This window comes from Psychrobacter sp. GP33 (assembly GCF_014119005.1).
In the GTDB taxonomy this organism is placed as follows: domain Bacteria; phylum Pseudomonadota; class Gammaproteobacteria; order Pseudomonadales; family Moraxellaceae; genus Psychrobacter.
This window is the reverse complement of the sequence record NZ_JACGYX010000002.1, coordinates 429,270-443,164: the sequence shown is the minus strand read 5'-3', so window position 1 is coordinate 443,164 and position 13,895 is coordinate 429,270. Positions and strand designations below refer to the sequence as shown.

The window sequence follows — 13,895 nt, the reverse complement described above, 5'->3', positions numbered from 1 at the left end:
GTTATTTTAAATAATTACTCCCTTAACTGCTTAAACCAAAAAGCCAGTAACTCCGTATTATTATATACGCGGTTACTGGCTTTTTTTATTGGCTATGACTATTGAAGAATAGTGAAGAATTAAATAATACGAACGTAAAAAAACCGTATAACGGCAAGCGCTATACGGTTTTTTTACGTCTACATCCTTGTTCGTTACAGCCAATCTAATCCCGAGATTGACGATCACTAAGCGAGCATCCAGCCCTATCATCCATGACTAGCAGTTCATCCCTGAAACAATCTATAAGCTATTAATAACTTCCAATCCCTAGTTATTATCAATAGTATCGTTAAATTGTGCAGTGGGTGTATCATCGCAGATTCCACCATCTCTGATAAGAGGTGGTAGCGTCATTGCTTGTAAGCATATGCTTACGCAATCAATCATCAGCTCTCTGTTAGCATGATTATTTAGCGGTCGGTATCGATGTCTTTTGTGTTGGAATGGCACTGGCTTTTGCGTCAGCATTTAATACTTGTGCCTCAGCACTAAGCATCAGATAAGCGGCTTCATTAATATAAACTTCATCTTCTGGCAACTGTGGGCGCTCCAAGGCCTTCATTTGACTACGCTCTTCAAACTTAGCATCCATTGACGCTTGATACGTATTCCAGTTTGTATAAGGGCTCTCGCCACTGGCTTTCAAGCGTAGGTTTTCAGCTTCTAATGAGCGTTGTTCGACCAGCTTCATCTTGGCACGGCGATTATTAATATCTAAGGCAATCGGTTTTTTACCGTCTTCCATATCGCGAATTTTATTAAGAGCGGACAAATACACAAACTGTGGATTTTGCTGCTGGCGAATTTTCGATTGTTGATTTAAAGTGGCAAGCGTGTTGGCAGTAAATTTGCCTTCAGGCTTATAAGGTGAGGTGCTGATAGTATCCCAAGGCAGCGCTTTTTTCTGCGCACGTTCGCCAAAAGTAGCATCATCATAAATATTCACCAGCTCAACATCAGGAACAACGCCTTTATTTTGCGTACTGCCGCCGGTAATACGGTAGAACTTGCGCTGGGTCAATGTTGCTGAGCCCAATGCTAAATTGTCCAGCTGAATTTGTGCTGAGCCTTTACCCGTTGTGGTGTTACCAACGACTAGACCGCGACCGTAATCTTGAATTGCCGCTGCGAAAATCTCACTGGCAGACGCCGAAGCTAAGTTAGTTAGTACCACCAACTTGCCATCGTATAATTGCTGACCGCCATCATCATCACGGAACACTTGGACGTTACCACGATTATCACGAATTTGTACTAACGGTCCGCTCTTAACAAAAAGCCCGAGCATTTTTGCCACTTCATCAAGCGAGCCACCAGGATTGTTACGTAGATCCACCACCAGACCATCGATGTTTTGTTTGTTTAATTCTTTGAGCGCATTTTCGGTGTCAATACTGACGCTGCGATAGTCCTCGCCATTACGGCGAGCGCGATAGTTTAGATAAAAGCTTGGAATTTCAAGCACGCCAATACGTTTGGGCGTGGCATCAATGTTGGGGCGCTGAATCTCAACCACACGTTGGGTGACACCAGATTCTTCTTGTTGAATGATGTCACGTATTACCGTCACCGTACGGGCGCTGGCTTCAGGTGAATTTGGCTGACGCACTTTAAGAGTGACTGGGGTGCCACGCTTACCTCGAATCAGACTAACAATCTCACGCGTTGACCAACCGACGACATCGGTCATGGTCTTACCGTCTTTAGCGATACCGATGATAAGATCATTTGGCTTAATTTGTCCGCCTTTAGCAGCAGGACCGCCTTCTACTAAGGTGGCAATACGCGTATAGTCAGGATTTTTACGATCCGGTCGGATAGAAACACCGATACCTTCTAACTGTAAGCTTGACTGAATTTGTAACTCATTTGCCTGAATGGGCGCATAGTAATTGCTATGCGGATCATAAGTCAGCATGGCGATATTAAGGATGGTTTCCATCACTTCATCGTCGCTCAGGCGCTGCATTTGTTCGTGCTGACGAGATAGACGATTAAGCAATATCTCACTGGGTGAACGTTTGTCATCACGCACCAAATCTTGTCCACGCGTGATGTCCGGATTGGCTAAAAACACTTGTTCTTTTGCCTTTTCATCTTCTTGACCTAAGGTGATACTAATCAGCTGAAACTTTAACTGGCGCGTCCAATAGTCTTGCTGGGCTTTTTTGGTTTTAAAGTGTCCCAATTTTTCGCGGTCAAGAATAATGGTCTCTTTACCCGTTAAGCTTAATTTAGTATTCAGCAGTTTTTCGGTTAAGGCAAAATACTCATTTGAGCGTTTACGGTAGCGCTCAAATATCTCAATACCTGCGGATAAATCACCGCGTTTTAGGCGGTTGGCAAACTCATCGGCATATTTCTTTTTAAACTCATCGACATCAGATTGCAAAAACAAGGTGTGATTAGGGTCAAGGCTATCGATATACATCGTTAAGATTTCGCTGCCCATTTTATTATCGAGCGGCTGATTAAGATAGTGACTGCGATCGAGCAGCGCTGCAACTTGCCGGGTGGTCAGCTGTTGTTCAGGAGTCTGAACAATACTTCCAGTTTCCGTGTTCGCCACTGCTGTGCCGTAGCTTTGGGTCAAAATAATACCGGCAACGCCCACTGACGCGACACTGAGTAACCACTGTGCAGGTTGTTTTTTCATCATATACACCTAATTGTCTCAAAAATTTTATGACGGTAAATCAAATGAATCTTACCGCAAATAAGTATGCTTAGCGTTGAATTATTACTTAGAATAACTGGCGAGCATTTCTTATTAAAAAGTACTCAATATTATCACGATCGTGTGTCTTGCACTGTCTTAAACTGTATAAACATCTTACGCATAACCTCGATGACTAATCGTTTTTCACTCATACTTATTTTATTTCTAATTACTTTATACTCTATTTATAGCTGAGGCAAAGGTTGAAATCTTGCTCTTATGCTTAACTCTTATAACCTGTCATTATGGTTATTTACTATAACTTTTTATTATAGTTTGCTAAGTGATACGCGAGCATGATTAACTGGCATAATAAATACTGACGGTAAAATACGCCTGATTAACTGCTACTTTGCAATAGTAGTATTAAAGCCATAAATTTTATAGCGTATCTATAACAAATCGTTCTTACCACTCTATTTTCTATAAGTCATCACCACAATACAACCCTCTGGAGAGCATGCAATGTATGGCGTCTTAATGATAGATATCGATAGCACCGCATTAACTGCTGAAGATATCAGCTTAATCAAACAAGCTCAAGTGGGCGGTGTCATCCTGTTTGCGCGTAATGTGGCGCATGCCGCGCAAGTTCGCGAGCTGTGTGACAATATTCGCTATCATAATGCCGATATTCTCATTGGCGTTGATCAAGAAGGCGGGCGCGTTGCTCGGCTGCGTGATGGTTTTACGCCGCTTCCAGCAATGGGTAAGTTGGGTCAACTGTTTGATAAAAGTCCTAGTCAGGCATTAACCTGCGCTTATGATTGCGGCTATTTACTGGCAGCAGAAGTGTTGGCGGTGGGTATCGATGTCAGTTTTGCCCCTGTCCTCGATATTGATGGAATCAGTCAGGTGATTGGCGACCGCAGCTTTCATGCTGACCCACAAGTGATTGTCGCGTTAGCCTCGCAGCTGATGCGCGGTATGAGGGCAGCGGGTATGGCAACAACTGGCAAGCACTTCCCTGGTCATGGCTCTATTGCGCCAGATTCCCATGTGGCGGAAGCTATTGATAATCGATCGTTACCAGAAATTATGGCGCACGATGTACAGCCATTTATTCAGACGCTGCCATTGTTAGACGCGCTAATGCCCGCGCACGTTATTTTCTCACAAGTTGATGATAAACCAGCCGGATTCTCCAAAATTTGGCTGCAAGATATTGTTAGACATCAGTTAAAATTTGATGGGGTCTTGTTCTCCGATGATTTATGCATGGCTGGCGCGTGTGCGGTAGGTGATATCAGTGCCCGTGTCCACGCTGCCATTAAGGCAGGTTGCGATATTGCCCTGGTTTGTAATGACAGAGTTGCCGCTCACGAAGCGGCTGAAGCGGCGCGAGATTTACCTTACCCAAATCAGCGCCGTATTAAAACTATGTGTGGTCAGATTCCTATATGGCAAGGAGATTTGGAATCAACATGCCAGCAGTTCGCTCATTGGCAATGCGCCAAAGACAATATTTTGCAGACTTTTTTTGGTGCGCAAACGCTGACAGAATCAGCAGATAATGCTTGTCACTTAGCAGATCCAACAGACTACAAGCTTAATGAAATTTAAGTCTAACAATTTTTTAGTCTAATAACATGTCGTGCTAATGAACTTTGTAAGTAACTCGACTTTATAAAACCAATAGCCATAAAAAAACCGCACCCTATAAAGAGTGCGGTTTTTTATTTAATATTATTGCTAAACGGTTCTTAAAATTTATGGTTTATTGAGCCTTAGCTTTTGGATCAAGTACCGTACCACGGCTTGGATCATCACTGTCTGGCAATATGTCATCATTATTGCTGTCTAATGGATTCAAGTCTGGATCTATTGTTACCGCAGGCGTATTAATAGCTGTAGCCGCGCCATTAGTAGCAACGACTGCATCATTTTGAGCCGATTCATCATAAACGGTGAACTCAATGCGGCGGTTACGGAAGCGACCTTGCTCGGTTGAGTTATCCGCGATAGGATCGGTTTCACCCATGCCTTTGGTCATAAGCTTCGCAGAATCAGCCCCTTGTGACACCATGTAATCTTTCATCGCTTGGGCGCGCTCTTGTGAGAGCTTCATGTTATAAGCAGCATCCGCAGTTTTATCCGTATGACCGATAATCATCAGCTTCATATCAGGCACTTGTTTCATCAAGGCGACAGCACGATCCAGCAGGCGCTTGTTTTCATCAGGAATAACGGCTTCATCAACGGCAAAGTTGACCACTTGCAAGCTTAACGCACGCGCAACATCACGTGGGCTTGGTTGCTCACCAAGGTTATTCATTGCAGTTTCAGCGGCGGTCATACTATTATCGATTTCGCTTTGCTCATTCAATGGACCTTCAGCAATCACAGTCATTGCAGGTACAGCAGCTTGCAAATCACTAACCAGCTTAGTTAATGCAGTTGCATCCGGTGCATTAACAATGATTTCTTCACCTTTAATCATCATGCTGGCATTAGGTACACTTTTGATAATCGGCAAGATAGTTGCCAACTGAGCAGCTGCTGGCATGTCCATGGCAAAGTTATCATCCACATCTGCCTTACACTTATTGGCATCGGCACCGAATGCTGTATCTACTGCATTCATTACTGTGGTTCTGAGCGTTTCATCTCCCACATTCAGGCGGCAAGCATATAAAGTATTTTCCATATCGCCCGTGGTGATACGCAACGACGCAGGTTCAACAGTAGTTGCAACGGCGGTTTGCTTTTCGCCATCCGTTTGCTGCTCTGTCACCATTGGCGTTCCTACAGGCTCAGGATTATTTTGACAGCCGCGCAGTAGCGCCCATGCTAATGCTCCTAAGATAATCAAACCAATAATCGGTAACAGGGCTTTCATAAAGCCACCGCTTTTTTCTTCGGTATGTTGAAGCGGTGCCATACTGACCGTATCAGAAATACGCGTACCGGCGGGCGCAGCTGCAATCATACCAGCTGGTACCACAGCCGCTGCCCATGCAGGAATATGGCTGTCAAAAGTGCTGCGATTGTCATTTAAAAACTGCGGTACAGGTGTCGTCCCTGCCAAGCTTTTAATCTCATGATAAGCTAAGGGTGCTGCCATCGCGACCAAACCACGGGCTGCTGTAGCATCCACATTATGCGCTGTGGCAAGTTCGCGCGAGATACTGTCACGCTGACTACCTTCTGTCCATACTCGATCATAAAAACCTTGATCATCGCGCGCAATAGTATCATTGCCAAAGCGATCGTAAGTGGCTTTATCCGCTAATCGTGCCGCAAAAATGGCATAAAACTGTTCAAGTAAGTTCTGCTTGGCTGGAGTATGGTCGTCTCCTAATACTGCCGGGCTGACCGTACGTGTTAAATGATTGATGATATCCATAATGTATTTCCTCCAATTATAATTGTTTAATTTTCATTTTTTGCATTGTCTTATTTACAGTATCTTGCTTTTTTAAATCTATTTTTGAAGAATAATTATCTAACACGCAAAGTTAAATAGCGCGATGTTCTTATTATAGAATTGTGTAGGGAGTTCTCACAATCAACTCGCTGTTGTGTAAATGATACGAGAGGTAATGTTTCAGTTGCAACGCGTAACTACAATTGGTATTGGCTACGATACATAACAAAAACGCTCCATACAAATGCATATTTATATGAAACGTTTTTTGTTGTTAATACTAAATATAGAGCCTACTGCCTAATTCCCAGGTTTTCCAATAGTAGCGCGATCTACAAAGATAGGTTTCTCTAAATCTAACGTATCAGGAGTCATTGGCGATGAAGATTGCGGTGTTGGATTGTTTTGTGGGGGTGGAGGCGGTGCAACGCTATCAGTATTATTAGACACCGGCGGTTGGCTTTGCTGATTGCTAATCATATTGTTCGTTGTGGTGATGGGTGCGCTGCCGTTATTTGGGATTGCCCCATTTATTCCATTATTCGATACACCATTATTATAAGCACTATTATTATAGGTTTCATCATAGGTGTTAGCAGGCGGCTGGGCGTTGGCATTAGTGGAAACGATAGTAGGAGCGGTAGAGGTAATATTAAGCGTTGGCAACAAGGTACGTACACCTACTAGTAGCTGCTGAAGCTGACCACTATCTGGCGATTCTAGATTCATGCTGTCATTTTGCAGTTGTAAGCGTGCAAATGGTGTGGTTCGCATTAAAGTTAAGACATCAGGTAAGGTTTCAATATTGATATTGGTTAAACTGGTGGCGACCCCTGTCTGAACGCTAACCTGACAGATAGCCGCTTGCTCACCAAAACTGGTATTTAACGCTTTCTTTAATACTGTCTCTAAGCCAGTATCGCCAACTGTCGCCGAACAAGAATATAAATTACCACCGGAATCGACACTTACAAGCAATTGCGCGGGAGCCAACGGCTGGGCAGGCGGAGCAATCTCAGGGGTCGCATCATTAACCGGTGCGCTGACCACGGTTTCTACCGGCACTTCTTCCTTATCAGATTTAAAGACGAAGAGCCATAACAGTAATATAGCACTGATTGCCGCTGCCAGTAACAGCAGACGAGTCATCAAGTCATTACGCTGATTGCGAGCTCGTATTTCTGCGCGACTGGCATTGGAATGACTGTCAGGATCGCGGTAAGCAGCAGGATTGGCATGAATCGCATCCATGCCATCAATCAAATGCGCGGTTGCTGTCTCGCCAGTATTTGTCTCAATAATGACAGGCACGGAATCTGCAACCAATAACTGTTCTGTATGAGCAGCCGCTTTTGGTAATTGACTGTTATTATAAATCAGCGCATCGGGTGCCAGTGCTGTTTCTTCATTAACCACAGCAACCACAGGTGCAATCACTGCTGCTGCCCATGCTGGTAAATATTGCCTGACGGTGGGCTGCTGCAATTGTAAAAATTCTGGTAAAAAATATCCATTAGCGACCAGTTTCAGCTCTTGATAGGCTAATTGGGCAGCATTAATCAGCAATGCTTCAACCGTTATTTGTGGAATATGATGGGTCGTTGCCAACTCTTGAATCAATAAATGTCGCTGACTGTCTTGCTGCCACAGCTGCTCAAATAAGGTGCTGCGCATGCTAGAGGGTTTTAACAGGCTTTCCTCATTATATCTTTGCTCGTTGTATTGTAGCTGCTGATATACTTCAGGTACTGCCAAACGGCTTACCATGAGCGCATAAAAATGTTCTAACAAGCTGATTTGTGCCACGTTGCCGCTTACGCCCAATACTGCTGGGGTCACTATCTGGTCGAGTTGCGTAATGATATTCATAAATATGATAGTTACCGAAGTTGATGTCTGTTATTAAATTGTGATTATTAGGTGTTGTTATCAAGCATTTGCTAAACGTAGTCACTGAACCTGAAAACCTTATTCATGAGCAATTGATGTTATAGGTGAGCTAGTTATTATGGAACTGTTATAAAAGCATTATAAAACAAACCCTTTATAAACCCTGCATAAATAACACGGCTAAGAATAGCGAAAGCCACTGGCATAAGTTAAGCAGTCATTGGTCTTAATTTGTATGGGTATGTAACTTCTGTTGACCTATGATTGTGATTTTACGGTAAATTATCTAAGATAACGGAACATTGCCAGACTTATTTTTTCTATCTGCTTTCTCCATTACTTATTATGCTCATTTTCAGGCTGATTTATTGGCTACCTCTCAGCTACTGCCAGTAGGCTTTTGATATCGTTAGGTATCAGTCTTGGCCTAAGGATCGTGCTTTGCTCAACCATACGACGCTTATTATTATCATCACCGTTATTATCAGCTTATTGGCGTGGCAAAATAAAAAGCTCTTTAATAGGCTGATTTTCTATCCGCCAGCGGTGACGGCAGGGCAATGGGATCGCTTTGTGACCCATGGATTTATTCATGCCGACAGTATGCATTTATTATTTAATATGTTCACGTTGTACTTTTTTGGACGTGCTATCGAAGGCTTATACCGTCAATTTTTATTTGGTTATGGCTTTGTTATATTTTATATTATCGCTATTATTGTTGCGATAATTCCCAGCTATATTAAGAATAAAAAAAATGCCAGTTATCTCAGTCTTGGCGCGTCGGGCGGTGTATCAGCTGTGCTATTTGCGTTTATTTTACTCGCGCCATGGGAGATGTTGTATCTGTTCGCTATTATTCCCATTCCGGCAATAGTATTTGCGGTAGCCTATGTGGCATATAGTATCTACGCAGATAGACGAGGCGGCTCGAACATCAATCATATGGCGCATCTTTGGGGTGCCGCGTTTGGAATAATTGCAACCATTGTGTTGCAACCATCGGTGCTGCCACATTTTATCAATGCGTTATTATCGCCCAGCTTTTAGAGAAAATCTTTTAGCGCAAAACTGCGTTTACCTTTTTTCAATTTGATAACCGTTTATGGTTTTTTGACTCTATTTTACGATTGATACTATTTTATGATTATAGACATTATCGGTGATGTTCATGGTTACGCAGATAAGCTGACTGGTTTGCTTGAGCAATTGGGCTATGTACATAATGGTGAGTACTATGTGCCGCCAGAGGGGCATCGGGCGCTTTTTATTGGCGATTTGATTGACCGCGGTACGCAGCAGTTGGCAACCCTTGAGACGGTTTTTGCAATGCTAGATGCAGATGTTGCCGATGCGGTGATGGGCAATCATGAATATAATGCGCTGGCTTTTGCAACTCTTGACCCTTATAACGATAACGCCAATGATGACAATGCCAAGCGTTATCTGCGCTCACACAATGAGGTACACACGCGCCAACATAAGGAGTTTTTAGCCGAAGTACCGTTTGGTTCAGACTTGCATGATTATTGGTTGCAACGTTTTTATGAAATTCCGCTATGGCTTGAAACTGACTATGGTTGTTTTGTCCATGCCTGTTGGGATGTCGATAGCATGGCGGTGCTCAAACCCTTGCTCACGGCTGATAACTGCCTGACACCTGACGCGCTTATTAAGACGTCGCAAAAAGGGTCTGTATATTATGAGGCGCTTGAGCGTGTACTAAAAGGGGTGGAAACCGCCCTTCCTGAAGGTTTGGTTATGGTGGATAAAGATGGCGCAGAACGCACCCAAGTTCGCGTCCGCTGGTGGCTTGATGAGCTAAATACCCGCCCCATTCACGAAATTGCTCGCGCCTCTGCTTCAGGATTAGCGCAAATCCCAGTCGATGCGATGGCTGAAAATATCGATTTTGCGATTAAAACGCATAAACCAGTGTTTGTTGGGCATTACTGGCTGACGGGAAATCCTGAACCACTTAGTATACAAGTGATTTGCACCGATTATTCCGCAGCGGTTGATAGTGGTTATTTAACATGTTATCAACTTGATACCACGCAGCCATTACCACTTCATGCCGATAACTTTGTACAGTATCGTCATGAATAACACGACTAAAACAGCCATACTTTTCTTATAAACCTTGCCGATAAACATCGCTGTATAATGAATGATTATGCTGACTTTCTCAATAACTATGAAACTTGACTTTACGGCTGGGGCAAAACTTTTGTATGATGGTCTTTTTGAGGGTATCGCATTATGAGCAACGCACCTATCCATGCTACTGAACCACACGGTCCTATCAAGTCTCCTGCTGGTCAACCGTTGGTTGGCATTATTATGGGTTCACAGTCTGATTGGGCAACCATGTCTGAGGCGGCGCAGCTGTTAGCAGACTTTGATATTGCTTTTGAATGTGAAGTGGTATCTGCACATCGCACGCCTGACAGACTATTTGATTATGCCAAAGGCGCAAAAGACAATGGACTACATGTCATTATCGCTGGTGCCGGTGGTGCTGCTCATCTGCCTGGTATGTGTGCCAGCCAAACGCCGCTACCTGTCTTAGGTGTGCCAGTAAAATCCTCTATGCTCAGCGGTTGGGATAGCTTATTGTCTATCGTACAAATGCCAAAAGGCGTGGCGGTTGGCACACTGGCTATCGGTTCAGCGGGTGCTTATAATGCTGCCCTACTCGCCATTCAAATATTAGCACTACATGATAATTTGATTGCCACAAAGCTGCATAATCTTCGCCACGAGCAGACTTCGACGATTCTAGCCAGCCCAACGCCCGGTATTATTAATCACTAATTTAATACTCTATTTTAATAGCTGGTTTTATAAATCGCTTTTACTCAGTATAAGGTGCCTACAGTGCACCTTTTCCTATTTTAATTTAGCATTCTACACTGCCTTTTTTAGTGTCACTTTTAACTGAATAAAAATTCTATTCATTGCCAACCCAAAGAGCCTAACATGACCACAGCCAACGCTTATCCTATTAACCAAACCATTCGCACTATCGGTATTTTAGGCGGTGGTCAGCTCGGCATGATGCTCGCTGAAGCAGCAATGCCATTAGGCTATCAATGTGTATTTTTAGAAGACAATGCCAGTTGTCCTGCCAGTCTCTATGGGCGCGTATTTAGTAGCGCACAGTTAGAAGATTTTATTGCTGCCGCTGATGTGTTTACGTTAGAGTTTGAAAACACACCAACGACAACCGTTGAGCAATTAGCAGCCTTATCAGCGAATGGTAGCAAACAAGGGATGTTCCCGCCACCGATTGCTCTTGAAATTGCCCAAGATCGCTTAAAAGAAAAGCAGATGTTTAATGATTTAGACATCGCAACCGTGCCTTTTATGGCGGTTAATTCTCAAGCTGAATTACAACAGGCGTGCGAGACGTTAGGACTGCCAATTGTGCTTAAAACCAGTCGCGGCGGTTATGATGGTAAAGGTCAATTTGTCATCAAGCAAGACAGTGATATTAACGCGGCATGGAATGAACTGAAAGATGCGGTGAGTGGCAAAGGTAGCCTGACCGCCACCCCTGCACCACTGATTGCGGAAGGTTTTATTAATTTTAGCCGTGAAGTATCTATCATTGCCGCACGCGCGCAAGACGGGCAGGTTCGCTGCTATGATTTGGTGGAAAACCATCATCACAACGGTATTCTTGCCAAAACCCAAGCACCAGCGGTGGGCACCAGTCATTTATTTCAGCAAGCAACCGATGCGATAACCACAGTGATGAACCGTTTAGATTATGTTGGCGTTATGGCATTAGAATTATTTGTCACCAAAGATGAGCGCGGACAAGACTATGTGCTTGCCAATGAGATTGCCCCTCGCGTCCATAACTCAGGGCACTGGAGCATTGAAGGCGCGATTACCAGTCAATTTGAAAACCATATCCGCGCTGTCGTTGGACTGCCATTGGGCGATACCGACAATATTCACCCTTCCATTATGATTAATGTACTGGGGCAATATCCTGATATCAGCGCGGTACTGGCTATCGATGGCATGCATTATCACAGCTATCATAAAGAAGAACGTAATGACCGCAAAATCGCGCATATTACTTTGATGACTAATGACGTTGCAGACTTAGAGCCCGCACTCGCCAAACTGGTCGCTGTCTTACCGAATAAGGTTGGTCTTGATAAAACAAACAGCGCCATCACTGAAAATAGCGTTGAGCTAAATAGTACAAACGCTACTGAAACCCAAGAATCCGTCCTTGACGATAACCTAGATACTAAAACTGATAGCACCAAACAAAATAGCATCGAATTAAATGATACCAAAGCAAGTAACGACCAGAAGGCAAAAAAGTAATGCAAATTTGGGTTGATGCTGATGCCGTACCTCTGATTGCCAAAGACTTAATCATCAAAACGGCTGAACGCACGCAAACGGTGGCGATATTCGTCGCCAATCAGCCCATTAAGCTGCGTAAATCACCGCTATTGGTTATGACCGTGGTGCCGTCAGGGTTTGATAAGGCGGACGATTATATCGTTGACAATATTCAAGCTGGAGATTTGGCAATCACCAGTGATATTCCATTGGCGAATGACATTCTAGATAAAGGCGGCAAAGTCTTGACTACGCGCGGTGTGATTTATGATAAAAACAACATCAAGCAAAAGCTCAATATGCGCGACTTTATGGACACTATGCGTGGTACTGGCGTATTAGAATTGCAGCAAATGAGTGGACAAAAACCTTATAGCGACCGCGACAAAAAAGCATTTGCCGATGGGCTAAATAAATTGGTGCGCGGCTAATTGTCGTCATCATCTTTCTTTGTTTTTAGAAAAAATTAAGCCAAATCGCTAGGAAAAGAGATAACCTCTTGTAGATTTTTTGCGCTCGTTAAAACCATTAACAAACGGTCGATACCAACAGCTATACCACTACAAGGCGGCAGATTATCACAAGCGGCTAGTAGATGCTCATCAATAGGCATTACAGGTAAGCTATGTTGGCGACGTAATACGTTATCTTGCTCAAAGCGCTGCCGTAATGCACCTCCATCTGCGAGTTCATCATAAGCATTGGCAATCTCAATGCCATTAATATACAGCTCAAAGCGTTTCGCCACCAAATTACCCTCCTTATCAAGGGCGGTTTTTGCTAATGCCGCCGTCGCCGGTGGATAATCGGTAATCAATGTCGGCAAGTCATGACCTAAATTTGGCTCAACGGCATGGCTAAACAGCAAATCCAGCCAACTTTGCCGACTGTCTTCTTGATCATTGGCTTTATCACTGTTTGTATCATCAGACGAAAAATCAAAACCCGTTAAACCTTTATCTTCAGCCACTGCCTGTAGCGCGTCAATACTTGCAGTCAGTGGATGAATACCGACAAAATCCATAAACGCATCAACGTAACGATAATGATTTAATATCACTGGATAACCGTATAATACTTCGAGCAGCGCACCCAGCTCATTAGCCAAATCCGCCAAACTATAATGTGGTTGATACCACTCCAACATCGTGAATTCAATATTATGGCGCGTGCCAATTTCATTATCACGAAATACTGGACAAATCTGATAAATGGCCACTTGCCAGCTCGCCAATAGTCGCTTCATAGCAAACTCAGGGGAAGTATGCAGATAATAGGTGACACTTTGGTCTTGATAGGTGACATCAGCAGACACCGATTGCAAAAAGGTATCGGTATTGCCAGCCTGCGATAGCAGCGGTGTATGCACTTCTAATACGTGACGCTCAGCAAAAAACTGACGGATATCATGCAACATTTTGGCACGCTTATGTGCCATGGTCAGCGTCATAATTGGCGCATAGCTGTGATTAGAAGAAAGCGGATTACTGTTTTGGCTCATTATTA

At 43.6% G+C, this 13,895-nt stretch carries 10 protein-coding genes; 6 read left to right on the top strand and 4 right to left on the bottom strand.

Features of this window, described 5'->3' with window-relative positions; genetic code table 11:
• Positions 1-448: 448 nt before the first annotated feature.
• Positions 449-2,698 carry a carboxy terminal-processing peptidase gene (locus H2245_RS04350; protein WP_182406136.1) on the bottom strand — a complete coding sequence of 750 codons (2,250 nt, stop codon included), beginning with the start codon at positions 2,696-2,698 and terminating at the stop codon, positions 449-451.
• A 528-nt stretch (positions 2,699-3,226) separates the two neighbouring features.
• Between H2245_RS04350 and nagZ the strand changes: the two genes are divergently transcribed.
• Positions 3,227-4,324, top strand: a complete 1,098-nt coding sequence (nagZ, locus tag H2245_RS04345; RefSeq protein WP_182406135.1) for a beta-N-acetylhexosaminidase — start codon at positions 3,227-3,229, stop codon at positions 4,322-4,324.
• A gap of 154 nt (positions 4,325-4,478) precedes the next feature.
• Here the strand turns inward: nagZ and H2245_RS04340 are convergent, their stop codons facing one another.
• Both H2245_RS04340 and H2245_RS04335 read right to left on the bottom strand, forming a co-directional pair.
• A complete protein-coding gene (locus H2245_RS04340) occupies positions 4,479-6,107 on the bottom strand; it encodes an OmpA family protein (protein WP_182406134.1) in 1,629 nt (542 codons plus the stop codon).
• Positions 6,108-6,428: 321 nt separating this feature from the next.
• Positions 6,429-7,997, bottom strand: a complete 1,569-nt coding sequence (locus H2245_RS04335) for a hypothetical protein (RefSeq protein WP_182406133.1) — start codon at positions 7,995-7,997, stop codon at positions 6,429-6,431.
• Between the two features lie 462 nt (positions 7,998-8,459).
• Here H2245_RS04335 and H2245_RS04330 point away from each other — a divergent pair, with 462 nt between their 5' ends.
• The 5 genes from H2245_RS04330 (at position 8,460) to H2245_RS04310 (ending at position 12,820) form a co-directional block, all read left to right on the top strand.
• Positions 8,460-9,068 carry a rhomboid family intramembrane serine protease gene (locus H2245_RS04330; protein WP_182406132.1) on the top strand — a complete coding sequence of 203 codons (609 nt, stop codon included), beginning with the start codon at positions 8,460-8,462 and terminating at the stop codon, positions 9,066-9,068.
• 93 nt (positions 9,069-9,161) lie between these two features.
• On the top strand, positions 9,162-10,127 hold the full coding sequence (locus tag H2245_RS04325) for a metallophosphoesterase (RefSeq protein WP_182406131.1): 966 nt from the start codon (positions 9,162-9,164) through the stop codon (positions 10,125-10,127).
• A 153-nt stretch (positions 10,128-10,280) separates the two neighbouring features.
• On the top strand, positions 10,281-10,835 hold the full coding sequence (gene purE, locus H2245_RS04320; protein ID WP_182406130.1) for a 5-(carboxyamino)imidazole ribonucleotide mutase: 555 nt from the start codon (positions 10,281-10,283) through the stop codon (positions 10,833-10,835).
• A gap of 165 nt (positions 10,836-11,000) precedes the next feature.
• Positions 11,001-12,368, top strand: a complete 1,368-nt coding sequence (locus tag H2245_RS04315; RefSeq protein ID WP_182406129.1) for a 5-(carboxyamino)imidazole ribonucleotide synthase — start codon at positions 11,001-11,003, stop codon at positions 12,366-12,368.
• The gene (locus H2245_RS04310; RefSeq protein ID WP_182406128.1) at positions 12,368-12,820 is read left to right on the top strand and encodes a YaiI/YqxD family protein; all 453 of its coding nucleotides are present in this window, start codon (positions 12,368-12,370) and stop codon (positions 12,818-12,820) included. Before H2245_RS04315 ends, H2245_RS04310 begins: the two co-directional genes overlap by 1 nt.
• A 35-nt stretch (positions 12,821-12,855) precedes the next feature.
• Here the strand turns inward: H2245_RS04310 and epmA are convergent, their stop codons facing one another.
• Positions 12,856-13,890, bottom strand: coding sequence for an EF-P lysine aminoacylase EpmA (gene epmA, locus H2245_RS04305; protein WP_182406127.1), 1,035 nt, complete (start codon positions 13,888-13,890; stop codon positions 12,856-12,858).
• Positions 13,891-13,895 lie beyond the last annotated feature (5 nt).

Coding starts and splice junctions, on each gene's coding strand:
- H2245_RS04350 (WP_182406136.1), bottom strand. CDS start 2,698: ATGAAAAAACAACCTGCACAGTGGTTACTCAGTGTCGCGTCAGTGGGC.
- nagZ (WP_182406135.1), top strand. CDS start 3,227: ATGTATGGCGTCTTAATGATAGATATCGATAGCACCGCATTAACTGCT.
- H2245_RS04340 (WP_182406134.1), bottom strand. CDS start 6,107: ATGGATATCATCAATCATTTAACACGTACGGTCAGCCCGGCAGTATTA.
- H2245_RS04335 (WP_182406133.1), bottom strand. CDS start 7,997: ATGAATATCATTACGCAACTCGACCAGATAGTGACCCCAGCAGTATTG.
- H2245_RS04325 (WP_182406131.1), top strand. CDS start 9,162: ATGATTATAGACATTATCGGTGATGTTCATGGTTACGCAGATAAGCTG.
- purE (WP_182406130.1), top strand. CDS start 10,281: ATGAGCAACGCACCTATCCATGCTACTGAACCACACGGTCCTATCAAG.
- H2245_RS04315 (WP_182406129.1), top strand. CDS start 11,001: ATGACCACAGCCAACGCTTATCCTATTAACCAAACCATTCGCACTATC.
- H2245_RS04310 (WP_182406128.1), top strand. CDS start 12,368: ATGCAAATTTGGGTTGATGCTGATGCCGTACCTCTGATTGCCAAAGAC.
- epmA (WP_182406127.1), bottom strand. CDS start 13,890: ATGAGCCAAAACAGTAATCCGCTTTCTTCTAATCACAGCTATGCGCCA.